Annotated in this window: 19 protein-coding genes; 15 read left to right on the top strand and 4 right to left on the bottom strand. The window is 71.6% G+C overall.

Going from position 1 to position 22,204, the window contains the following annotated elements; all coding sequences use genetic code 11:
* Window positions 1-14: 14 nt before the first annotated feature.
* The gene (locus V3T34_RS26575; RefSeq protein ID WP_305079415.1) at window positions 15-2,969 is read left to right on the top strand and encodes an FkbM family methyltransferase; all 2,955 of its coding nucleotides are present in this window, start codon (window positions 15-17) and stop codon (window positions 2,967-2,969) included.
* A gap of 100 nt (window positions 2,970-3,069) precedes the next feature.
* Window positions 3,070-3,732, top strand: a complete 663-nt coding sequence (locus V3T34_RS26570) for a hypothetical protein (protein ID WP_091887773.1) — start codon at window positions 3,070-3,072, stop codon at window positions 3,730-3,732.
* Window positions 3,733-4,011: 279 nt separating this feature from the next.
* On the opposite strand, the gene V3T34_RS26565 is transcribed toward V3T34_RS26570, so the two are convergent.
* The 3 genes from V3T34_RS26565 to crtD are packed head-to-tail and all read right to left on the bottom strand — an operon-like array spanning window position 4,012 to window position 6,972.
* On the bottom strand, window positions 4,012-4,539 hold the full coding sequence (locus V3T34_RS26565; RefSeq protein ID WP_060849998.1) for a phosphate-starvation-inducible PsiE family protein: 528 nt from the start codon (window positions 4,537-4,539) through the stop codon (window positions 4,012-4,014).
* A gap of 55 nt (window positions 4,540-4,594) precedes the next feature.
* Window positions 4,595-5,449, bottom strand: coding sequence for a carotenoid 1,2-hydratase (locus V3T34_RS26560; RefSeq protein ID WP_091887771.1), 855 nt, complete (start codon window positions 5,447-5,449; stop codon window positions 4,595-4,597).
* The gene (gene crtD / locus V3T34_RS26555; protein WP_305078564.1) at window positions 5,446-6,972 is read right to left on the bottom strand and encodes a 1-hydroxycarotenoid 3,4-desaturase CrtD; all 1,527 of its coding nucleotides are present in this window, start codon (window positions 6,970-6,972) and stop codon (window positions 5,446-5,448) included. The genes V3T34_RS26560 and crtD overlap by 4 nt, the downstream gene beginning before the upstream one ends.
* A gap of 134 nt (window positions 6,973-7,106) precedes the next feature.
* Between crtD and V3T34_RS26550 the strand changes: the two genes are divergently transcribed.
* The 13 genes from V3T34_RS26550 (at window position 7,107) to V3T34_RS26490 (ending at window position 18,753) form a co-directional block, all read left to right on the top strand.
* Complete coding sequence (locus V3T34_RS26550) at window positions 7,107-7,979, top strand: polyprenyl synthetase family protein (RefSeq protein ID WP_091887767.1); 873 nt, start codon at window positions 7,107-7,109, stop codon at window positions 7,977-7,979.
* A gap of 206 nt (window positions 7,980-8,185) precedes the next feature.
* Window positions 8,186-9,340, top strand: coding sequence for a methyltransferase (locus V3T34_RS26545; RefSeq protein ID WP_305078563.1), 1,155 nt, complete (start codon window positions 8,186-8,188; stop codon window positions 9,338-9,340).
* 112 nt (window positions 9,341-9,452) lie between these two features.
* Window positions 9,453-10,388, top strand: a complete 936-nt coding sequence (gene bchC / locus V3T34_RS26540; protein ID WP_305078562.1) for a chlorophyll synthesis pathway protein BchC — start codon at window positions 9,453-9,455, stop codon at window positions 10,386-10,388.
* A complete protein-coding gene (locus tag V3T34_RS26535; protein ID WP_331369321.1) occupies window positions 10,385-11,383 on the top strand; it encodes a chlorophyllide a reductase iron protein subunit X in 999 nt (332 codons plus the stop codon). Before bchC ends, V3T34_RS26535 begins: the two co-directional genes overlap by 4 nt.
* Before the next feature lie 2 nt (window positions 11,384-11,385).
* Entirely contained in the window at window positions 11,386-12,918 is a 1,533-nt protein-coding gene (bchY, locus tag V3T34_RS26530) for a chlorophyllide a reductase subunit Y (RefSeq protein ID WP_305078560.1), read from the top strand.
* Window positions 12,918-14,378 (top strand): chlorophyllide a reductase subunit Z, encoded by a 1,461-nt coding sequence (gene bchZ / locus V3T34_RS26525; protein ID WP_305078559.1) that lies wholly within the window; start codon window positions 12,918-12,920, stop codon window positions 14,376-14,378. Before bchY ends, bchZ begins: the two co-directional genes overlap by 1 nt.
* Window positions 14,379-14,481: 103 nt before the next feature.
* Window positions 14,482-14,691, top strand: a complete 210-nt coding sequence (locus V3T34_RS26520) for a hypothetical protein (protein ID WP_091887757.1) — start codon at window positions 14,482-14,484, stop codon at window positions 14,689-14,691.
* Window positions 14,692-14,856: 165 nt separating this feature from the next.
* Window positions 14,857-15,087, top strand: coding sequence for a light-harvesting antenna LH1, beta subunit (pufB, locus tag V3T34_RS26515; protein WP_060850008.1), 231 nt, complete (start codon window positions 14,857-14,859; stop codon window positions 15,085-15,087).
* 16 nt (window positions 15,088-15,103) lie between these two features.
* Window positions 15,104-15,283, top strand: a complete 180-nt coding sequence (gene pufA / locus V3T34_RS26510; RefSeq protein ID WP_060850850.1) for a light-harvesting antenna LH1, alpha subunit — start codon at window positions 15,104-15,106, stop codon at window positions 15,281-15,283.
* 106 nt (window positions 15,284-15,389) lie between these two features.
* The gene (pufL, locus tag V3T34_RS26505; protein ID WP_060850009.1) at window positions 15,390-16,214 is read left to right on the top strand and encodes a photosynthetic reaction center subunit L; all 825 of its coding nucleotides are present in this window, start codon (window positions 15,390-15,392) and stop codon (window positions 16,212-16,214) included.
* Between the two features lie 58 nt (window positions 16,215-16,272).
* Complete coding sequence (gene pufM / locus V3T34_RS26500; RefSeq protein ID WP_060850010.1) at window positions 16,273-17,253, top strand: photosynthetic reaction center subunit M; 981 nt, start codon at window positions 16,273-16,275, stop codon at window positions 17,251-17,253.
* Window positions 17,250-18,296 (top strand): photosynthetic reaction center cytochrome PufC, encoded by a 1,047-nt coding sequence (pufC, locus tag V3T34_RS26495; RefSeq protein WP_060850011.1) that lies wholly within the window; start codon window positions 17,250-17,252, stop codon window positions 18,294-18,296. The genes pufM and pufC overlap by 4 nt, the downstream gene beginning before the upstream one ends.
* Window positions 18,297-18,576: 280 nt before the next feature.
* On the top strand, window positions 18,577-18,753 hold the full coding sequence (locus tag V3T34_RS26490) for a hypothetical protein (protein ID WP_177202189.1): 177 nt from the start codon (window positions 18,577-18,579) through the stop codon (window positions 18,751-18,753).
* 206 nt (window positions 18,754-18,959) lie between these two features.
* On the opposite strand, the gene V3T34_RS26485 is transcribed toward V3T34_RS26490, so the two are convergent.
* Window positions 18,960-22,154 (bottom strand): efflux RND transporter permease subunit, encoded by a 3,195-nt coding sequence (locus V3T34_RS26485; protein ID WP_060850012.1) that lies wholly within the window; start codon window positions 22,152-22,154, stop codon window positions 18,960-18,962.
* Window positions 22,155-22,204 lie beyond the last annotated feature (50 nt).

Raw genomic sequence — 22,204 nt, 5'->3', positions numbered from 1 at the left:
CACCAGGACCGCGCATGACTCCGTCCGGCCAGACCCTCTGCCTCGCGATGATCGTCAAGAACGAGGCCCCGGTGATCCGCCGATGCCTGGATTCGGTGCGCCCGCTCATCGACCGCTGGATCGTCGTCGATACCGGCTCCACCGACGGGACCCAGGACCTTGTGCGGGAGATCCTGGCCGACCTTCCGGGCGAGCTGGTCGAGCGCCCCTGGGTCGATTTCGCCCACAACCGCTCCGAGGCGCTGGCGCTGGCGCGCCCGCACGGCACCTACACGCTGGTCATCGATGCCGACGACGAGATGATCGTACCGCCGGGCTACGTCCTGCCCGACCTCACGGCCGATGCCTACGAGGTCGTCATCGCGGATGTCGGGCTCGTCTACCGGCGGATCCAGCTGGTGCGGAACACCCTGCCGTGGCGCTACCGCGGGGTGCTGCACGAATTCGTCGAATGCCCGGACGGGACGGACCGCGCCCTCCTCGACCTAGCCATGCGGCGCAACCACGACGGCGCCCGCCGCCGCGACGGCGAGACCTACCGGCGCGACGCCGCGGTCCTGGAGGCGGCGCTGGCGACGGAGACGGACCCGTTCTTCGTTTCCCGCTACACCTTCTACCTCGCCCAGAGCTACCGCGATTGCGGCGCCTACGAGCAGGCGGTCGCCGCCTACCTGCAGCGGGCGGATCTCGGATACTGGCACGAAGAGGCCTACGTCGCCCTCGTCGCCGCGGCCCGGCTGATGGGCACCCTCGGGCGCCCGCTCGACGACGCCCTGGCGGCCTTCCGCCGGGCCATCGCGCTCTGCCCGCGCCGGGCCGAGGCGCCCCATCACGCCGCCTATGCCTGCCGCCTCGCCGAGCGGTACGAGGAGGGCTTCCGCTTCGCCGAGGCCGCCCTGGCCCTGGTGAAGCCGGAGGGCGGGCTGTTCGTCGAGCCCTGGGTCTACGAGTACGGCCTGCGGGACGAGTACGCGGTCAACGCCTACTGGGCCGGCCATTACCGGCAATGCCTCGCCGCCTGCCTCGACCTGCTGGCCTGCCCGACCGCGCCGGAGGGCGAGCGCAAGCGCTACGCCGCCAATGCCCGCTTCGCCCTCGAGAAGCTGCCGATCCCCTTGGAGGCCCGGGGCGGCTTCCTGTCGACGACGCGGCCGGGCATCGCCCCGAGCGAGCTGCCGGGCTTCTGGTCCGGCCTGACCCGTCACCAGCCCTGGGTACCGGCGCGGCCGCAGGGCGGCACCGAGCTGATGCACGAGGGCCTGTCCCGGCGCCTCGGGCCGGCGCTCCAGCGCATCCAGCTCTGCCTCAACGGCTACGACGAGGGCCGGATCGACGGGCGCCCGCTCGTGGTCTGGATCCACCACGCCCCCGACCAGCCCGCCGTGGCCTGGCTGCGCGATCCCGCCAAGGTGGGCCGCGTGGCGCGCTTCGTCTTCGTCTCCGAGTGGCAGCGGGCCCAGTTCCTCGCCGCCTACGCCCTGCCGGCCGAACGCTGCCTGGTGCTGCGCAACGCCACCGAGGTGCCGGACCGCGACCGCGCGCCTGATCGTCGCCGCCCGCTCAAGGTCGCCTATACCAGCACGCCCTATCGCGGCCTGTCGGTGCTGCTCGAGGCCTGGGCGCAGGCCGCACCCGAGGGGGCCGAGCTGCACGTCTGGTCGTCGCACAAGCTCTACGGCCCGGGCGCCGACGACGCGCCCTACGCCGCGCTCTATGCCCGCGCCGCGGCGCTGCCGAACGTGCACTACCACGGGCTCCTGCCCAATGCCGAGCTGCGCGCCGCGCTCGCCGACATCGACATCCTGGCCTATCCGAACACCTTCGCGGAGACCTCGTGCCTCGCGGTCATCGAGGCGATGGCGGCGGGCTGCCGGGTGATCTGCCCGAGCCTCGGGGCGCTGCCGGAGACCACCGCGGGCTTCGCGCGCCTCTATCCCTTCGTCGCCGACCCGGCCGAGCACGCCCGCACCTTCGCGGCCCTGCTCACCGAGGAGCTGGCCGATCCCTGGCAGGGCGTCCCCGAGCGGGCGGCGGCGCAGCAGGCGCAGTGCCGGCAGGCCTACGACTGGCGGGTGCGGGTGCCCGCCTGGCAGGCCCTCGTCGACGGGCTCGCGGCGCCGGCACCAAGCCCCCGCTTCGTCCCGAGCCTGCGCACGGTCGAGGCGCGGCACGGCACCTTCGTGGTGGTGGAGCAGGACTTCATCGGCCGCACCATCGCGCAGACCGGCGAGTGGGAGCCGCACCTGATCGACTTCGCCCGCCTCGTCCTCGACGAGACCTCGAACGTCGTCGATCTCGGCGCCAATCTCGGCTACCACACCGTCCGCCTCGCCGGCCTCGTGCCGCGCGGCTCGGTCCACGCCTTCGAGCCGCTCGACCTCTGCTTCTCGCTGCTGCAGCGGAACGTCCTGGCCAACCGCTGCCACCATGTCCGCACCTACAAGATGGCGGTCACCGACCGCTCCGGCGACACGATCGAGATGGAGCCGCTCGAGGCGACCCTGACGGCGGGCGGCGCCCTCAACATCGGGCATACCGGCATCGGCCGGGTCGGATCCGGCCATGGCGGCGACCTTGCCTTCACGGTCCGGATCGACGACCTGCCCCTGCCGCCGATCGCGCTCGTCAAGATGGACATCCAGGGCGCGGAGGCCGTGGCGCTCGCCGGCATGCGCGACCTCCTCGCCCGGGACCGTCCGGTCCTGTTCGTCGAGATCGAGGAGGAGCACCTGCGGCGGCACGGCTCCAGCTCGAAGGCGGTGATCGAGCATCTGCTCGGCCTCGGCTACAGCCTGCTGCGGATCCGCAACGACTGGCCGACCGACCACCTGGCGATTCCCAACGAGCGCACCGACCTCATCGAACGCTGCCGCGGCCAGACGCACCACGCCACCGACTGGATCGCCGGGTCGCGAGTCGAGCTGCAGTTCGAGACGACGCATTACTACGCGTCCGTCGTGGCATCGTGACGGCGCGGGCAGGCTTGGCTTCGACGTCGCGGCGGCCGGCACCGCTACGGGTGGTCGGCCTCGCCCCGGACGGGCGTTTTCCGGCGCCGGCAGGCAGCCCGTGACGACGGCGCGGGACTACGCGGTCGTCGAGCGCTCCGGCCTGTTCGACGTCAATCACTACCTGCTCGAATCGCCCGACGTCGTCGCGGACGGCGCCGATCCGCTGGAGCATTTCTGCCGGTTCGGTGCCCGCGAGGGCCGGCGCCCGAACCTCTACTTCGACCCCGGCTGGTATGCCGACCTCTATCTCGGCGGCGCGCGCGACGGCGTGAACCCGGTCCGGCACTACGTCGAGGTCGGCGAGCGCAAGGGCTTGCGCCCGATCTGCTACTTCGATCCGGCCTGGTACGCGGCGACCTACGGGCTGCCCCGCGGCACCCCGGCCCTGCACCACTACCTGCAGCACCGCCGCAGCCAGCGTTACGCGCCGAACGCGCGGTTCGACCTCGCCGGCTACCTCGCGCGCTACGGCGCCGAGATCGGCCGCAACCGGGATGCGTTCGCGCATCTCCTGCGCCACGGCGCCCGGCGGGACCTCGACAGCGGTCACGAGTTCGACGCCGCGGCCTACCGGGCGCGGCACGGCCTCTCGCGCCTGCCGGCCTCGCCGCTCCTGGCCGACCAGGAGGCCTGCAACCCGCTGGTCCACCGCCTCGCCCGGGATGCGGCCGAGGCGCGGGCGCGCGCCCGGCGCTGGTGGCGGATCGGCCCCTTCGCCTGAGGGCGCGGGCGTCCCGTCACCCGGGGTTGGGCTTCGGGCGGAGCGGCGGGACGCGGCTCCTCCCGAAGCGTCGTGTCGTCGCCGAGGCGGCGACGCGTCGTGCTCAGAAGGGCTTCACCTTCATCAGCGAGCCGCGGCTCGAGACGATCGCCACCACGATCCACGGACAGACGAAGACCAGGAAGAACAGCAAGCCCATCACGCGCCTCCTTCGATTGCACCAGATCCAACCCCGTCAATGCCGTGCGGCCGGCGGGGGTTGCACGCCGGTCCCCACGACTATTCCTCTCCCGCCGGCGCACCGGTGTCCCGGGCGCGGTGGAGCAGGAAGATCGACACCACCATCACCAGGATCAGCCCGGCCAGCACGCCGAGCTCGATCATCGAGGCGCGAAACAGCGCCTCCTTCTGCGGGCTCCAGTCGGCGGCGTGCATCTGCTCGGCGGTCTGGAGCGTCAGCACCAGCACGCGCCGGATCGAGGCGATCAGGCCGACGATCAGGAACGGCTCGCAGGTCAGCCGGCCCGAGCGCATCGACACCCGGACGGTGTGCAGGATCTCGACCAGCATCAGCAGGAACAGCAGCCGGTCGACCACGTCGAGGAGTTGCGCGGCGGCGCCGATCGAGGTCACCGCCTTGAGGGTCATGCCGGCGGCGTCCACCAGCGCCATCACGGCGGTGAGGGCCAGCAGCACGCCGAGGGCGGCGTAGATCGCGTGCTCGGTGTGCAGGAAGACGAAGGCGGAGAGCCGGGTGAGCCACCCGCCCTCCTTCTCGGCCTTCTCGAGTTTCGCGGTCTCCACCATGGCGTTCTCCGGGGACGGTGGGCGGGGCGGCGCTCGGCCCTGGACGCGCGGGCCCTCAGCCGTGGGGACGGGGCATGCGGAAGGGCAGCATGAATCGCACGAGCGGATGGGTGAGACGGTCGAGGTCGAGCGATTCGTGCACCGGCTCCACCGCCTCGCCGCAGATCCGCGCCGAGAGCAGGGAGCGCGAGTAGAACGGCGCGTCCTCGAACCGACGCAGCACGCTCGCCTGTCCGTCGTCGCTTCGGGTGGCCCGCTCCAGGCGCCAGAGCGTGCGCGGCAGCGCGGCCGGCACCGGCGGCTCGATCGGGCGCGGGGTGCCGTCGGGATCGAAGCGCAGCGACAGCTCCTGGCGGCTGCCGTCGCGCCGCGCGACGTCGTACAGGATCGCCGCGCCGTGCCGGAGCGTCGCGCGCGACCAGGTCCAGCTCCTGAACGAGGCCTCCAGCGGCACGTCGCCGTCGTTGGTGTCGAAATAGGCGTGGCCGCTCCAGCGCAAGCCGGGCCGGTCGAACGCCACCTCGACCCGCGAGGAGGGCGCGAGCGGCCACCAGCGGTGGCGCCCGTCCGCATCGAGGGTGAAGGGGGCGGGCGTGAACCCGCCGGGCCGGACCCGGATCGTGCCGGAGAGCCGCGAGGGCAGGGGTGTCGTCACCTCGTCGATCCGGATCGTCAGGGTGGTGCCGTCCCAGTCGAGGGAACTCGGACCGATGGCGAGCGAGGTCGCGGTCCGGTCGACGTGGCGCCGGCTGCGCTCGGTCATCGCCCAGGCCTTGGGGCGACCGTACAGCACCACGTTCATCGCCGAATGGTTGATCGGGTCGCCGCGCCCGCTCCAGGCGTAGTAGGGCGAGAACACGCTGCCGAGGAAGGCGATCACGGTCAGGCCGTGCTGCCCGTCGTCGCTCACCGCATCGACGTACCACCAGGCATAGCCGCCCGGCGCGACCGGGCGGTCGAAGCGAGGTCCTGCAGCACGCTCGCGGCCGCCAGCCGGCCCGATTGCGCCGCCATCGGTACGCCCGGCCCCGGATGGACGCTGCCCCCCGCCAGGTACAGCCCCGGCACCTTCGTGCGCGCGCCCGGGCGGCGGAAGGACGCCATCCAGCCGTGCGAGGCCCGGCCGTAGAGCGCCCCGCCCGTCGCCGGGAACAGATGGGCGAAATCCGCCGGCGTCGTGGTGGTCCGCGCCGTCTCGCCGATCGTCAGGCCGCAGGCGGAGAGCCGCCGGCTCATCGTGTCGTGGCATCGGGCGATCTCCTGGGGCGACAGGGCGGCGCCGCGGGCGGGCGCGTTGACGAGGCAGAGCAGGGCTTCCGGCGCTCCGGGCGGCGCGCCGTCGTCCTCGCGCTCCTGCGCGCAGACGTAGACGGTCGGGTCCCGCGGCAGGCGGGCGTGGTCGGTGAGGTCGGCGAACTCGGCGGCGTAATCGCCCGAGAAGAAGACGTTGTGGCGCGTGAGGGGAAAGCCCGCGGGCCGCCCCGCCACCGCGAAGGTCACCGCCGAGAGCGAGCGCTCGCGCTCCGGCACCGGGTCGACCGCCCGGGCAACCTCCGGCCCGAACAGCCCCTCGGCCAGGGCCGCGGCGTCGCCATTCGCCACCACGTGGGTCGCGGGCAGCCGCTCGCCGGTGGCGAGGACGACGCCGGCGACGCGCCCGTGCTCGACCAGGATCCGCTCGACGCCGGTGCCGTAGCGCAGATCCGCGCCGTGCTCGGCGGCGAGGTCCGCCACGGCGCCGGCCAGCCGCGACAGGCCGCCGGCGGCGGTCCAGACCCCGGCCATCTCGACATGCGCCACGAGCATCAGGGTCGCCGGGGCCGAGAACGGCGAGGAGCCGCAATAGGTGGCGTAGCGGCCGAAGAGCTGGCGCAGGCGCGGATCGCGAAAATGCTCGCCGAGCGCCGCCCACAGGGTGGTGAAGGGCTGGATCCGCATCAGCCCGCCGAGGCCCCGCGGCCCGGCCCGCCGCACGAGGTCGAGGGGAGTGGGGCGCTCGCCGCGGATGAACGGCCCCTCGAGGGCGCGGTAGATCGCCCCCGCTTGATCGCGGAAGCGGCGGAACCCCTCGGCCTCCCGCGGGCCGGCGAAATCCGCGATGGCCCGGGCGGACCGCTCCGGGTCGGCGAAGAGGTCGAGATGCGCGCCCGCGCCCCAGGCGTGGCGGGCGAGGATGTCGGCCGGGCGCAGGGCCACCCGCGCGGCGAGGTCCGCGCCGCACTCCGAAAAGATCTCCTCGAAGACCCACCGCATCGTGAAGACGGTCGGACCGGCCTCGACCGTCACCGGCCCGGCCGCGACCCGGCGCATCTTGCCGCCGGGACGGGCCTCCTTCTCGACCAGCGTCACGGGAAGCCCGGCGGCGGCGAGCTTCAGGGCGGCGACGAGGCCGCCGATCCCCGCGCCGATCACCACCACCCGTTCGTCCGGCACGGCGTCGATCCTCCCCCGATGGTGTCAATCTAAATTGACAGTTTGAAATGTTCAAACAAAATGACGCCTCGACGCGAAGCCCCGGGACGAGCGCCCGGGACGCACGGTCGAGGGAGCACGCCAAGGAGGATCGGATGGACGACGGTCGGCGCATCGAGCAGGCCCTGGACGTGGCCGTGTCCTACGCGGAGGCGCCCGGCGCGCCGCCGCGCCTGGCGGAGGCGATCCGCTACGCGGTCTTTCCGGGCGGCCACCGCATCCGGCCGCGGCTGTGCCTCGCGGTGGCGCGGGCCTGCGGCGACGACGACCCGGCGACGGCGGACGCCGCGGCGGCCGCGATCGAGCTCTTGCACTGCGCCTCGCTGGTCCACGACGACCTGCCCTGCTTCGACGACGCGGCGGAACGCCGACGCAAGCCGGCGGTCCACGTCGCCTACGGCGAGCCGGTGGCGCTCCTGACGGGCGACGCGCTGATCGTGCTCGCCTTCGAGACCCTCGCCCGCGGTGCCGCGCGGCGCCCCGCGCGCCTGCCCGCCCTCGTCGGGCTGGTGGCGCGCGCCGTCGGCTCGCCCGCCGGTATCGTCGCCGGCCAGGCCTGGGAATCCGAGCCGCAGGTCGGGCTCTCGGCCTACCAGCAGGCGAAGACCGGGGCGCTCTTTGCCGCCGCCACCGTCACCGGCGCCGCCTCGGCCGGGGCCGAGCCGATGGGCTGGCGGCTGCTCGGCGAATATCTCGGCGAGGCCTACCAGGTCGCCGACGACCTGCGCGACGTCGCCTGCCGCCAGGAGGAGATCGGCAAGCCGGTCGGGCGCGACGTCACCCTCGGGCGGCCCAACGCCGCGGCCCTGCTGGGCATGGACGGGGCCCTGCGCCGCCTCTCCGACCTCGCCCACGAGGCCATGGAGGTGATCCCCGACTGCCCCGGGGTCGCGGCGTTGCGGGAGGAGATCCTGGCCCAGACGCGGCGGTTCCTGCCGGAGCGGCTGGCGCAGAGCCTGGTGGTGTAGGGGATGGCCCGCACGGCTCGCGCGGAAGACGGGCTGCGGGCCCGAACCCTCCCCCCTCCGCGGGGGAGGGTGGCCGGTTGGGAGAGGGGCGGCGCGATGCCGACCCGGACGGCCCTCCTCGGAGCGGTCCTGCCTCGTCCGCAGGCGTGTTCCCCTTCTCCCGGCCTGCTCCGCAGGCCGCCCTTCCGTGCAGAGGGGGGAGGGTCGTGAGGTCCGAACCGCACGTCCTTCCGGCGACCCCGCCCGCTCCGGCCCCCTGGCGCGACCGCCTCCTCGCCTGGCGCCATCGCCTGATCGCCAGTCCCGCCTTCCAGCGCTTCGCCGCCGCCTTCCCGCCGACGCGGCCGGTGGCTCGCCGCAACGCGCGGGCCCTGTTCGATCTCTGCGCCGGCTTCGTCTACGCCCAGGTGCTGACGGCGTGTCTTCGCCTCGACCTGTTCGGCATCCTCGCCGACGGGCCGATGACGCCGGACGACCTCGCGCGCCGCCTCGACCTACCGCCGGACCGGGCCGTGTGCCTCCTGCGGGCCGCCGCATCCCTGGGGCTCCTGACACGCTTGCGCGACGGCCGCTTCGCGCTCGGCGACCTCGGGGCGGCTTTGCTCGGCAACCCCTCGGTCGCCGCGATGGTGGCCCACCACGCCCTCCTGTACGACGACCTGCGCGACCCCGTGGCGCTCCTGCGCGGCACCGGCGGACCGACGCGGCTCTCCGGCTACTGGGCCTATGCGGGCGCCGACGACCCGACGCAGGTCGGGGACGCCGTGGTGGCGCCCTACGGCGCGCTGATGGGCGCCTCGCAGGCCCTCGTCGCCCGCGACATCCTCGATGCCTATCCGCTTGGCCGCCACGCCCATCTCCTCGAGATCGGCGGCGGGGAGGGCGCCTTCGCGGTCGAGGCGGCGAGGGCGAACCCGCGCCTGCGCGTCACCCTGTTCGACCTGCCGCCGGTGGCGGCCCGGGCCGGGCGTCGTTTCGATCAGGAAGGTCTGTCGACCCGCGCCGCGACCGTCGGCGGCTCCTTCCACGACGGGCTGCCGCGCGGGGCGGACGTCGCCTCGCTGGTGCGCGTGGTCCACGATCACGACGATGCGCCGGCGCTCGCCCTGATGCGCAGCGCGCGCGCCGCCCTGCCGCCCGGCGGCCGGCTCCTCGTCGCCGAGCCGATGGCCGGGACCCCGGGCGCTGAGCCGATCGGCGACGCCTATTTCGGGTTCTACCTCCTCGCCATGGGCAGCGGCCGGCCCCGTACCGCCGACGAGCTCGGCGCCATGCTCCGCGAGGCGGGCTTTGCCCGGGTGCGCGAGCACCGCACCCGCCGGCCGCTGCTGGTGCGCCTGCTCGTCGCCGCGGCGCCGTGATCGGAGGTCTCCGGCGTAAAAATGTAAAGTAAACTTGACGCACGCATTCGTCCAAATAAGATGACATTTGCCGCTTCGAGCGGCGTCACCGCACAGGCGGGGGCCGAACCGCATGCACGCGCAGGCCGTGATCCTCGACCGTCCCGAACGGCTCGGCCTCGCCGACCTCGCTCTCGACGCACCCGGCCCCGCGGACGCCACCGTGGCGGTCGCCTGGAGCGGCATCAGCACCGGCACCGAGCGCCTGCTCTGGTCCGGGCGGATGCCGGACTTCCCCGGCATGGGCTACCCGCTGGTGCCGGGCTACGAATCCGTCGGCGTCGTGGTCGATGCCGGCCCCCAGTCCGGCCGCCGCGTCGGCGAGACGGTGTTCGTGCCGGGCGCGCGCTGCTTCGGGCCGGTCCGCGGGCTGTTCGGTGGCGCGGCCTCGCACCTCGTCTCCGCCGGCCACCGGCTGCGGCCGGTCCCCGAGTCCCTGGGCGAGCGCGGCATCCTGCTGGCGCTTGCCGCCACCGCCCGCCACGCCCTCGACGGCAGCGAAGGCGAAGGCCGCCAGCTCGTCGTCGGGCACGGCGTGCTCGGCCGGCTCCTCGCCCGCCTCCTGCGGGCCTCGGGCCACGACCCGGTGGTGTGGGAGCGCGATCCCGCCCGCCGCGCCGGCGCCGACGGCTACGCGGTCATCGACCCGGCCCAGGACGAGACGGCCTACGCCCGCATCATCGACGCCAGCGGCGATGCCGGCCTCCTCGACACCCTGATCGCCCGGCTCGCGCCCGGCGGCGAGGTGGTGCTCGCCGGCTTCTACGAGGCGCCGCTCGCCTTCGCCTTTCCGCCGGCCTTCCTGCGCGAGGCGCGCATCCGCGTCGCCGCGCAGTGGCAGCCCGGCGACCTCGACGCGGTGGCGGCGCTCGCCGGCGCCGGGACGCTGTCCCTCGACGGCCTCGTCACCCATCGCCGCCCGGCCCGGGAGGCGGCACAGGCCTACCCCGTCGCCTTCGGCGACCCCGCCTGCCTCAAGATGGTCCTCGATTGGAGAGCCCAGCCATGAACGCTTCGCTGACCGGCGCCGCCCTCCAGGCCTCGATCCTGCGCGCCGAGGCCGCGATCCCGCCGGACCCGGTGCCCACCACCGCGACCCGCGAGACGCAGATCATCGCCATCTACGGCAAGGGCGGCATCGGCAAGAGCTTCACGCTCGCCAACCTGTCCTACATGCTGGCCCAGCAGGGCAAGCGGGTGCTGCTGATCGGCTGCGACCCGAAGAGCGACACGACCTCGCTGCTCTTCGGCGGCCGGGCCTGCCCGACGATCATCGAGACCTCGACCCGGCGCAAGCTCGCCGGCGAATCGGTCGAGATCGGCGACGTCTGCTTCAAGCGCGACGGCGTGTTCGCGATGGAGCTCGGCGGGCCGGAGGTCGGCCGCGGCTGCGGCGGGCGCGGCATCATCCACGGCTTCGAGCTTCTGGAAAAGCTCGGCTTCCACGAATGGGGCTTCGACTACGTCCTGCTCGACTTCCTGGGCGACGTGGTCTGCGGCGGCTTCGGCCTGCCGATCGCCCGCGACATGTGCCAGAAGGTCATCGTCGTCGGCTCGAACGACCTGCAATCGCTCTACGTCGCCAACAACGTCTGCTCGGCGGTGGAGTATTTCCGCAAGCTCGGCGGCAATGTCGGCGTCGGCGGCCTCGTCATCAACAAGGACGACGGCACCGGCGAGGCGCAGGCCTTCGCGGAAGCGGCCGGCATCCCGATCCTCGCCTCGATCCCCGCCGACGACGACATCCGCAAGAAGAGCGCGAATTACGAGATCATCGGCCGGCCGGACGGGCGCTGGGGTCCGCTCTTCGCCGAACTCGCCGACAATATCGGCACCGCCCTGCCGCACCGGCCGACGCCGCTCAGCCAGGACCAGCTGCTGGGCCTGTTCAAGGGCGAGGCGGTCGGGCGCGGCGTGGTGCTCGATCCGGCGAGCGACGCCGACATGCGCGGCCGGGCCGTCGAGCGAAAGCCCTCCCTCGAAGTCGTCTACGAGGCGGTGTGACCATGGGCGCCTCCCTCGACCTCAAGGCGCTGCGCGCCCGAAAGCCCGTCGATGCCCCGGTCAACCTGGAGGCGACGCGCCAGGACGGACTCGGCTGCCATTCCGGCAAGGAGACGATGCGCCGGGCGGCGGACTCCGCCGGCATGGGCGAGACCCTGGATGCCCTGAAGCGCGACTACCCGGTCGGCCCGCACGACCAGCCGCAGAGCATGTGCCCGGCCTTCGGGGCGCTGCGGGTGGGTCTGAGGATGCGCCGCACCGCCACGATCCTGTCGGGCTCGGCCTGCTGCGTCTATGGCCTCACCTTCACCTCGCATTTCTACGGCGCGCGACGGACCGTCGGCTACGTGCCGTTCAACTCCGAGACGCTCGTCACCGGCAAGCTGTTCGAGGATATCCGCGACGCGGTGCGCGAGACCGCCGACCCGGCGCTCCACGACGCGGTCGTCGTCATCAACCTCTGCGTTCCCACCGCCTCCGGCGTGCCGCTGCGGCTCCTGCCGCGGGAGATCGACGGGGTGCGGATCATCGGGATCGACGTTCCGGGCTTCGGCGTACCGACGCATGCCGAGGCCAAGGACGTGCTCGCCGGCGCGATGCTGAAGGTCGCGCGGGCGGAAGCCGAGCACGGCCCCGTCGCGGCGCCGCGCCAGCCCCGGGACGGGCGCCCGACGATTGCGCTCCTCGGCGAGATGTTCCCGGCCGATCCGATGCAGATCGGCGCGCTCCTCGATCCGCTCGGACTTGCCGCCGGCCCGGTCGTGCCGACGCGGGAATGGCGCGAATTGTACGCCGCGCTCGACTGCACAGCGGTAGCGGCGATCCACCCGTTCTACACCGCCTCCCTGCGAGAATTCGAGGCGGCGGGCCGCCCGGCGATCGCCTCCGCCCCGGTCGGGCATGACGGCACCGCCGCCTGGCTCGACGCGGTGGGGGAGGCCTGCGGGGTCGCGCCCGCGATGGTCGCGGCGGCCAAGAACCGGTTCCTGCCGGCGATCCGCGGCGCGCTTGCCGCCAACCCGATCCGCGGCCGGATCACGCTCACCGGCTACGAGGGTTCGGAACTGCTGGTGGCCCGCCTCCTCATCGAGAGCGGCGCCGAGGTGCCGTATGTCGGCACCGCCTGCCCGCGCACCAGGCATTCCGAGGCCGACCGCGACTGGCTCGAGGCGAAGGGCTGCCGGGTGCAGTTCCGCGCCTCCCTGGAGCAGGACCTGCAGGCCGTCGAGGAATTCGGGCCCGATCTCGCCATCGGCACGACGCCGGTGGTGCAGAAGGCCAAGGAGCGGGCGATCCCCGCCCTCTACTTCACCAACCTGATCTCGGCCCGCCCGCTGATGGGCGTCGCAGGCGCCGGCTCGCTCGCGCAAGTGATCAACGGCGCGATGGGGCAGGCCGAGCGGTTCGACGCGATGCGCTCGTTCTTCGCCGGTGTCGGCACCGGGCACGCCGCCGGGATCTGGGAGGACGTGCCGAAGAAGCGCGCGGCGGTGAAGCGTGCCGCGCCCGAGAAGCCGGTCGGGGAGATGGCCTGATGCTCGTCCTCGATCACGACCGCGCCGGCGGCTACTGGGGCGCCGTCTACGTCTTCACCGCGGTGAAGGGCCTGCAGGTGGTCATCGACGGCCCGGTGGGCTGCGAGAACCTGCCGGTGACCTCGGTGCTGCACTACACCGACGCGCTGCCTCCGCACGAATTGCCGATCGTCGTCACGGGGCTGGCCGAGGAGGAACTCGGCCGCCACGGCACCGAGGGCGCGATGCGCCGCGCCCACGCGACGCTCGATCCGGCGCAGCCGAGCGTCGTCGTCACCGGCTCGATCGCCGAGATGATCGGCGGCGGCGTGACGCCGGAGGGCACCAACCTCCAGCGTTTCCTGCCCCGCACCATCGACGAGGACCAGTGGCAGGCCGCCGACCGGGCCCTGTCCTGGCTCTGGGCCGAGTACGGGGCCAAGAAAGCCGCGAAGAAGGGGGTGATCCCGCCGCGGCCGGAGCGGGCACCGGGGGTGAAGCCGCGGGTCAACCTGATCGGCCCGGCCTACGGCACCTTCAACATGCCCTCCGACCTCGCCGAGATCCGGCGCCTCGTCGAGGGCATCGGCGCCGAGGTGAACCTCGTCTTCCCCCTCGGCACGCATCTCGCCGACATCCCCCGCCTCGTCGAGGCCGACGCCAATATCTGCCTCTACCGCGAGTTCGGGCGGCTGCTCTGCGAGGCCCTCGACCGGCCCTACCTCCAGGCGCCGATCGGCGTGCACAGCACCACCAAGTTCCTGCGCGCGCTCGGCGAGATCCTGGATGTCGATCCCGAGCCGTTCATCGAGCGCGAGAAGCACACGACCTTGAAGCCCCTGTGGGACCTGTGGCGCTCGGTGACGCAGGACTTCTTCGCCTCGGCGAGCTTCGGCGTGGTGGCGACCGACACCTATGCCCGCGGCCTGCGCCACTTCCTCGAGGACGAGATGGGATTGCCGTGCCGGTTCAGCTTTTCGCGAAAGGCCGGCGCCAAGCCCGACAACGCGGCGGTCCGAAAGGCCATCCGCGAGACGCCGCCGCTGGTGCTGTTCGGCTCCTACAACGAGCGCCTCTACCTCGCCGAGAGCGGGGGCAGGGCGATGTTCATCCCGGCCTCGTTCCCCGGCGCCGTGGTCAGGCGCCACACCGGCACGCCGTTCATGGGCTACTCGGGCGCGACCTACCTGGTGCAGGAGGTCTGCAACGCGCTCTTCGACGCGCTCTTCCACATCCTGCCGCTGTCGCGGGACATGGACGCCGTCGAGGCCACGCCCGCCCGCGCCCTCCGGGCCCTTCCCTGGGACGACGAGGCCCGCCGGCACCTCGACGCCTCGGTGGCCGAGAGCCCGGTCCTGGTGCGGATCTCCTTCGCCAAGCGCCTTCGCGACGCCGCCGAGCGCGAGGCGACGCGAGCCGGCTCCGACAGCGTGACCGGCGCTTTCGTCGAGCGCGCCCGCATCGCCCTCGCGGCGGCCTGACGGCCGTGCCCTTTCCGGCGCGGCCCCCGCCGCGTCGGCCATCGAGACGCCTCGCGAATCCCGCGGGCCAGGGAGGAGATCCGAGATCATGAGAGCCGGAACCATGTCCCGTTCGTTCGTCACGGTGTCGCGGTCCCGTTCGGAAGCGGTCCAGTTCCGGGCCTTCCTGACGGTGACCTACCCGATCTTCCTGGTCGCCGCCCTGCTGCAGCGCCTGCGCCCCGGCGGGCCGGCCGACGGGCCCCGCCGCTCCGTCTTCGGCGAGGCGCGGGCGATGGCGCTCTCGGCGATCCCCTTCGCCTTCATGGGGTGAGGCCTCCCGAGTTCAGGCCCCCCGAAGGCCCGGAGCCTTCGGGCCCGCGCCTCCCGGGGCCGAGTTTCCGCTGCCGGCATGGGCGGCGGAGAGACCGCCCGTCCGTCACGGCCGGGCAAAGCCGCGCGGGAGCCCCCGCGCGGATCCGCATCCGGAGGTTCGGCAATGGCCAACGGCATGGACAAACCCAGCGTACTGTCAGGACTCACCGAAGAGGAGGCGAAGGAGTTCCACGGGATCTTCGTTACCAGCTTCATCATCTTCACGGCGATCGCGGTCGTCGCGCACTTCCTCGTCTGGCTCTGGCGGCCGTGGCTGCCCGGACCGAACGGCTATTCCGCGCTGGAGAGCAGCGTGAAGGTCGCCGCCACCAGCATCATGCCCTTCATCTCGTGAGGAAGGAATGAACAACATGCACAAGGTCTGGCTTCTGTTCGACCCGCGGCGCACGCTGGTGGCCCTGGCCACCTTCCTGTTCGTGCTGGCGATCCTGATCCACTTCATCCTGCTCAGCACCAACCGGTTCAACTGGCTGGAGGGCCCGGCGGTGAAGAAGGCGGAGATCGCCCAGATCCACATCCTGCCGACCTGACCGGCCGGCGGACCCGGGTGCTCCCCGGAGTGCCTCCGCACCGCGGACGGGCCGTCACGGCCCCGCCCGCGGCCACCACGCTTTCGCGGACGGGGAGGGCCGCGCCATGGCCATGCTGAACTTCGAGCGCAAATACCGGGTCCGCGGCGGCACGCTGCTCGGCGGCGACCTGTTCGATTTCTGGGTCGGGCCGTTCTACGTCGGCTTCTTCGGGGTGACGGGCCTGTTCTTCACCCTGCTCGGCACAGGCCTGATCCTCTGGGGCGCGGCGCTCGGGCCGACCTGGAACGTCTGGCAGATCAACATCGCGCCGCCCGACCTCTCCTACGGCCTGGCGCTGGCGCCGCTGCGCGAGGGCGGCCTCTGGCAGATCATCACCTTCTGCGCCATCGGCTCCTTCGGGTCCTGGGCCCTGCGCGAGGTCGAGATCTGCCGCAAGCTCGGCATGGGCTACCACGTGCCCTTCGCCTTCTCGGTGGCGATCTTCGCCTACGTCACCCTGGTGGTGGTGCGCCCGTTGCTCATGGGCGCCTGGGGTCACGGCTTTCCATACGGGATCCTCAGCCATCTCGATTGGGTGTCGAACGTCGGCTACCAGTATCTCCATTTCCACTACAACCCGGCGCACATGCTCGGCGTGACGTTCTTCTTCACGACGACCTTCGCGCTGTCGCTGCACGGCTCGCTGATCCTGTCCTCGACCAATCCGCCGAAGGGCGAGGTGGTCAAGACCCCCGAGCACGAGGACACCTTCTTTCGCGACACGATCGGCTACTCGATCGGCACGATCGGCATCCATCGCCTCGGCCTGTTCCTCGCCCTCTCGGCCGGGTTCTGGAGCGCGGTCTGCATCGTCATCAGCGGCCCGTTCTGGACCCGCGGCTGGCCCGAATGGTGGGGCTGGTGGCTGAGCCTGCCGATCTGGCGCTGAGCCCCGCCCGCGTGTCCCGCCGCGTTCGCCCCAACACCGTCAGAAGGCATCCGCCGTCATGGGGTATTACCAGAACATCTACACCCAGATCCAAGTCCACCCGCTCCACCCGGAGGCCGGCGTCGAGATCCCGGAGATCGAGAACCGCGTCGGCAAGGGCGGCTTCAACTACCTCGCCGGCCTCGTCGGCAACGCCCAGATCGGCCCGATCTACCTCGGCACCCTCGGCACGCTGTCGATCGCGAGCGGGGTCATCGCCTTCGAGATCATCGGGCTCAACATGTGGGCCTCGGTGAACTGGGATCCGGTCCAGTTCGTCCGCCAGCTGCCCTGGCTCGCCCTCGAGCCGCCCCGACCGGAATACGGGCTCAAGATCCTGCCGCCGCTGGCCGAAGGCGGCTGGTGGCTGCTCGCCGGCTTCTTCCTCACCGCCTCGATCCTGCTGTGGTGGGTCCGGCTCTTCCGGCGCGCCCGGGCGCTGGGGATGGGCTACCACGTCCCCTGGGCGTTCGCCTCGGCGATCTGGCTCTATCTCGTGCTCGGCTTCATCCGGCCGATCCTGATGGGGAGCTGGAGCGAGGCGGTGCCGTTCGGGATCTTCCCGCATCTCGACTGGACCGCCGCGTTCTCGCTGCGCTACGGCAACCTGTTCTACAACCCGTTCCACATGCTCTCGATCGTCTTCCTGTACGGGTCGACGATGCTGTTCGCCATGCACGGCGCGACCATCCTGGCGGTGAGCCGCTACGGCGGCGAGCGCGAGATCGAGCAGATCGTCGATCGCGGCACCGCGACCGAGCGCGCCGCCCTGTTCTGGCGCTGGACCATGGGCTTCAACGCCACGATGGAATCGGTCCACCGCTGGCTGTGGTGGTTCGCCTTCCTGACGACGCTGACCGGCGGCATCGGCATCCTGCTCACCGGCACGGTCGTCGACAACTGGTACCTCTGGGCGGTCAAGCACGGCGTCGCGCCGCACTACCCGCAGATCTACGGCCCGGTGGTGGATCCGCTCGCGAATCCGGGAGGCACGCCATGAAGCTCGCGCTCCAAATCCTCGGCGTCGTGGTGGCGGTGCTGCTCACCGGCGCGATGTTCGGCACCGCGGGCTGGACCCGGCCCCCGGTCCGCTCCGAGCAGACGGGATTCCGCGGCACCGGCATGGTGCAGGTGCAGAATCCCCGCACGCTGGCGGTCAAGCTCGAGGAGAACGCCGCGCCGGCGCCCCAGGACCCGGTCCCGCCCGGCGGCGAGCCCGCGACCCAGGCCTACCAGAACGTGAAGGTGCTGACGGACCTCTCGACCGACCAGTTCAACCGCGTGATGGCCTCGATCACCGAGTGGGTGGCGCCCGAGCAGGGCTGCGCCTACTGCCACAACGTCGAGAACATGGCCGACGACAGCGTCTACGCGAAGACCGTGGCGCGCTCGATGCTCCGGATGGTCCGGCACATCAACGCCGACTGGCAGAACCACGTCGGGCAGACCGGCGTGACCTGCTACACCTGCCACCGCGGCAACCCGGTGCCGAAGGCGGTCTGGCACGACAATCCCGGACCGCCCCACGCCCTCGGCTTCGCGGCGCGCGACGGCGGCCAGAACCATCCCGCGCCCGAGGCCGGCCTGACCTCGCTCAACTACGACCCCTACAAGGACCTGCTCGGCAACAAGGACATCGACCAGAACGCCGTGCGGGTCGCCGCGAGGACGGCCCTGCCGACCAGCCCGTCGAAGTCGCTCCAGACCACGGAGAAGACCTACGCCCTGATGATCCACATGGCGGAGGGCTTAGGGGTCAACTGCACCTACTGCCACAACAGCCGCGCCTTCTCCTCCTGGGAGGAAAGCACCCCGAAGCGCGTCACCGCCTGGCACGGCATCCGGATGGTGCGCGACATCAACGGCAATTTCATCGAGCCCCTGACCCCGGTGCTGCCCGAGGCCCGCCTCGGGCCCGAGGGCGACCCGCCCAAGGCCAACTGCACCACCTGCCACCAGGGCCTGGCGAAGCCCCTCAACGGCGCCCAGATGCTCAAGGACTATCCCGAGCTCGCCGGTGGGCCGATGCCGAAAGCGCCGTGAGGCCGCATCGTCCGATCGTCGCCCGAGGAAGGCCCCGGTTCCGAGAGGAGCCGGGGCCTTCTCGCATCCAGGTCCTTCGATGACGGACAATCGATTGCCGGCGATCGAACCGTATTCCACCCGATGAAATCGGGATAATTTCTTTCTTTCTTCTCACGACGATTTGCCGCAGCCGCGGAATGCAGGGATCGAAGAGTTTCATCTGAAGCGTGCGACGGCATCCGCCGCCCGTGCGCCCGTCACTCTATGCCCCCCGGGGCGCGACAAGGAGGCAACGGCCATGGGCGATTCCGGCCTGATCTACATGCTCGCTTTCACGACCTTCGCGCTCGTGATCCTGTTCCTGATCTGGCAGCGCATGCGCGTCCAGCGCGCCAAGGAAACCGGCGAGCGCTCGAGCTTCACCGACCACCACGGCGGCCCGCCGCGGCCGCACCAGGGGGTGGACCCGCGATAGGCACGACCCCGCGGGGGGGCGACGCCCATCAATTCTTCCCCCCGCATCAGGACCGTCCGGGGACATCGCGAGGCATGGTCGCGTCGCCTGCTGCGCGCGGGCCGCATCGCCCGGAGGATTCCGGGCGCTGCACGAACGGGATAGCGGTCGGCGCTCCGTCGTCATGCAGCCGGCCGGCGCGCAGCCTCGGCGAGCTTCCCCGCCGGCTACGCGGCCTGCCCGATCCCGGCCTGCCCCGCGTGGGGCTTCTCATCCCCGTGGTGCTTCAGCGGACGGTTGCCCGAGAGGCGGCGCAGCAGCACGTAGAAGACCGGTGTCAGAAATAGCCCGAAGGCGGTGACGCCGATCATGCCGGAGAACACCGCGACGCCCATGGCGCGGCGCATCTCCGCGCCGGCCCCGGTAGCGGTGACGAGGGGCAGGACGCCCATGATGAAGGCCATCGAGGTCATGAGGATCGGGCGCAGCCGCAGGCGGCTCGCCTCGATGGCGGCAGCGAGCGGCGTGCGGCCGGCGAATTCCAGCTCGCGGGCGAATTCGACGATCAGGATGGCGTTCTTCGCCGAGAGGCCGACGAGCACGATCAGGCCGATCTGGGTGAAGACGTTGTTGTCGCCCGCCGAGAGCCAGACCCCGAACATCGCCGCCAGCAGCCCCATCGGCACGATCAGGAGGATCGCGAGCGGCAGGGCAAGGCTCTCGTACTGCGCGGCCAGAACCAGGAAGACGAGGAGCAGCGCGAGCGGAAAGACCCAGATTCCCGAATTGCCGGCGATGAACTCCTGATAGGTGAGGTCGGTCCACTCGAAGGCGAAACCCCGCGGCAGCGTCTCGGCGGCGATGCGGGCGGCGGCGGCCTGTGCCTGGCCCGACGAGACGCCGGGGGCGGCACCCGCGTTGATGTCGGCGGTGAGGAAGCCGTTGTAGCGCATCGCCCGCTCGGGCCCTGCGGTCTGGCGCACCCGCAGCAGGGTCGAGAGCGGGACCATCTCGCCCGATCCCGCCCTGACCTTCAGGAGTCCGACATCGTCCTGGCGGGCGCGGAAGGGGGCGTCGGCCTGGACCCGGACCGAGTAGGTGCGGCCGAACTTGTTGAAGTCGTTGACGTAGAGCGATCCGAGATAGATCTGCAGCGTGTCGAACACGTCGGTGACCGGGACACGGAGCTGGCGCGCCTTGGTCCGGTCGATCTCGGCGAAGAGCTGCGGCACGTTCATCTGGAAGCTGGAGAAGAGGCCGGCCAGCTCCGGCGCCTGCGCGGCCCGGGCGAGGAACGCCTTCGTGGCCTCGTTCAGCGCCTCGTAGCCGAGGCCGGCGCGGTCCTCGATCTGGAGCTTGAACCCCCCGATGGTGCCGAGCCCGTTGACCGGCGGGGGCGGGAACATCGCGATGAAGGCCTCGGGAATCGCCGCGTATTTGCGGTTGAGCGACTGCGCGATCGCCGCGCCGTTGAGCGAGGGGTCCTTGCGCTCCTCGAACGGCTTGAGGGTCGAGAACACGATCCCCGAATTCGACGAGTTGGTGAAGCCGTTGATCGACAGGCCCGGGAAGGCCACCGCGCTCTCGACGCCGGGCTCCTTCAAGGCGATCTCGCTCATCTTCCGGATCACCTCCTCGGTCCGGTCGAGGGTGGCGCCGTCGGGCAGCTGCGCGAAGCCGACGAGGTACTGCTTGTCCTGCCCCGGCACGAAGCCGCCGGGGATCTGGCGAAACAGCCCGACGGTGAGCCCGACGAGGACGAGGTAGAGCACCATCATCGCGCCCTTGCGCGAGACGACGGCGCCGACGCCGCGGCCGTAGCCGTCGGAGGCGCGCCCGAAGGCGCGGTTGAACCGGCGAAAGAACCAGCCGAGCAGGGTGTCGAGCGCCCGCGTCAGCCGGTCCTTCGGGGCGTGGTGGTCGCGCAGCAAGAGCGCCGAGAGGGCCGGCGACAGGGTCAGCGAGTTGATCGCCGAGATGACCGTCGAGATCGCGATGGTGAGGGCGAACTGCTTGTAGAACTGGCCGGTGAGCCCGCTGATGAAGGCGAGCGGCACGAAGACGGCCACCAGCACCAGCGCGATGGCGATGATCGGACCCGAGACCTCGCGCATCGCCTGGTAGCTGGCGTCCCGCGGCGACAGCCCGGCCTCGATGTTGCGTTCGACGTTCTCGACCACCACGATGGCGTCGTCGACTACGATGCCGATGGCGAGCACGAGGCCGAACAGGCTGAGCGCGTTGATCGAGAAGCCGAAGGCGTGCATCACCGCGAAGGTGCCGACGATCGAGACCGGCACGGCGAGGAGCGGGATGATCGAGGCCCGCCAGGTCTGCAGGAAGAGGATCACCACCAGGACCACGAGGGCGACCGCCTCGAGCAGCGTGTGGATCACCGCCTCGATCGAGGCGCGCACGAACTGCGTCGGGTCGTAGACGATCTGGTAGTCGACCCCCTCGGGCATCGTCCGCTTGATCTCCGCCATGGTCCGGCGGACCTCGTCGGAGATCCGGATCGCGTTCGAGCCGGGCGATTGCGAGATCGGCAGCGCCACCGCGGCCTTGTTGTCGAGGAGCGAGCGCAGCGCGTAGTCCGAGGCGCCGAGCTCGATGCGGGCGATGTCGCGAAGCCGCGTGATCTCGCCGTTCTCTCCCGTCTTGACCACGATGTCGCCGAACTGCTCCTCGTTCGCGAGGCGCCCCTCGGCGTTGAGCGAGAGCTGGAGGTCGAGGCCGGGCACCGCCGGCGAGGCGCCGATGATGCCGGCCGCCGCTTCCACGTTCTGGGCCTGGATCTCCCGCACCACGTCGCCCGCCGACAGGCCGTGCTCGGCGGTCTTCTGCGGGTCGAGCCAGATCCGCATCGCGTAGTCGCCGGACCCGAACAGCTGGACTTGGCCGACGCCGTCGAGGCGGGCCAGCCGATCCTTGATGTTGAGCACCGCGTAGTTGCGCAGGTACGTCATGTCGTAGCGCCCGTTCGGCGAGACAAGGTGGACCACCATCGTCAGGTCGGGCGAGGACTTCACCGTGACGATGCCGAGCTGGCGCACGATCGCCGGCAGGCGCGGCTCGGCCTGCGAGACCCGGTTCTGGACGAGCTGCTGGGCCTTGTCGGGGTCGGTGCCGAGCCGGAAGGTGACGGTCAGCGTCATGATGCCGTCCGTCGTCGCCTGGCTCGACATGTAGAGCATGCCCTCGACGCCGTTGATTTGCTCCTCGATCGGCGTCGCCACCGTCTCGGCGATCACCTTCGGGTTGGCCCCCGGGAAGGTCGCGCGCACCACCACGGAGGGCGGCACCACGTCGGGATACTCGGAGATCGGCATCGCCAGGAGCGCCAGCAGGCCGCCGATGAAGATGAGCACCGAGAGCACGCCCGCGAAGATCGGCCGGTCGATGAAGAACTTGGACAGGGTCATGGCGCCCTCCGGGGGCGGGGCAGCGGGCCAGGGAGAAGACGGCAGGGCAG

The sequence above is a fragment of the Methylobacterium ajmalii genome (assembly GCF_036448855.1).
In the GTDB taxonomy this organism is placed as follows: domain Bacteria; phylum Pseudomonadota; class Alphaproteobacteria; order Rhizobiales; family Beijerinckiaceae; genus Methylobacterium; species Methylobacterium ajmalii.
The sequence above is the reverse complement of the archived record's forward strand: the minus strand, read 5'-3'. Positions and strand labels throughout refer to the sequence as shown.

What these genes read in the sequence shown, in the direction of transcription:
- V3T34_RS26575 (WP_305079415.1), top strand. Translation starts at nt 15, where the DNA reads ATGACTCCGTCCGGCCAGACCCTCTGCCTCGCGATGATCGTCAAGAAC.
- V3T34_RS26565 (WP_060849998.1), bottom strand. Translation starts at nt 4,539, where the DNA reads ATGGTGGAGACCGCGAAACTCGAGAAGGCCGAGAAGGAGGGCGGGTGG.
- V3T34_RS26550 (WP_091887767.1), top strand. Translation starts at nt 7,107, where the DNA reads ATGGACGACGGTCGGCGCATCGAGCAGGCCCTGGACGTGGCCGTGTCC.
- bchC (WP_305078562.1), top strand. Translation starts at nt 9,453, where the DNA reads ATGCACGCGCAGGCCGTGATCCTCGACCGTCCCGAACGGCTCGGCCTC.
- V3T34_RS26535 (WP_331369321.1), top strand. Translation starts at nt 10,385, where the DNA reads ATGAACGCTTCGCTGACCGGCGCCGCCCTCCAGGCCTCGATCCTGCGC.
- bchY (WP_305078560.1), top strand. Translation starts at nt 11,386, where the DNA reads ATGGGCGCCTCCCTCGACCTCAAGGCGCTGCGCGCCCGAAAGCCCGTC.
- bchZ (WP_305078559.1), top strand. Translation starts at nt 12,918, where the DNA reads ATGCTCGTCCTCGATCACGACCGCGCCGGCGGCTACTGGGGCGCCGTC.
- V3T34_RS26520 (WP_091887757.1), top strand. Translation starts at nt 14,482, where the DNA reads ATGTCCCGTTCGTTCGTCACGGTGTCGCGGTCCCGTTCGGAAGCGGTC.
- pufB (WP_060850008.1), top strand. Translation starts at nt 14,857, where the DNA reads ATGGCCAACGGCATGGACAAACCCAGCGTACTGTCAGGACTCACCGAA.
- pufA (WP_060850850.1), top strand. Translation starts at nt 15,104, where the DNA reads ATGCACAAGGTCTGGCTTCTGTTCGACCCGCGGCGCACGCTGGTGGCC.
- pufL (WP_060850009.1), top strand. Translation starts at nt 15,390, where the DNA reads ATGGCCATGCTGAACTTCGAGCGCAAATACCGGGTCCGCGGCGGCACG.
- pufM (WP_060850010.1), top strand. Translation starts at nt 16,273, where the DNA reads ATGGGGTATTACCAGAACATCTACACCCAGATCCAAGTCCACCCGCTC.
- pufC (WP_060850011.1), top strand. Translation starts at nt 17,250, where the DNA reads ATGAAGCTCGCGCTCCAAATCCTCGGCGTCGTGGTGGCGGTGCTGCTC.
- V3T34_RS26490 (WP_177202189.1), top strand. Translation starts at nt 18,577, where the DNA reads ATGGGCGATTCCGGCCTGATCTACATGCTCGCTTTCACGACCTTCGCG.
- V3T34_RS26485 (WP_060850012.1), bottom strand. Translation starts at nt 22,154, where the DNA reads ATGACCCTGTCCAAGTTCTTCATCGACCGGCCGATCTTCGCGGGCGTG.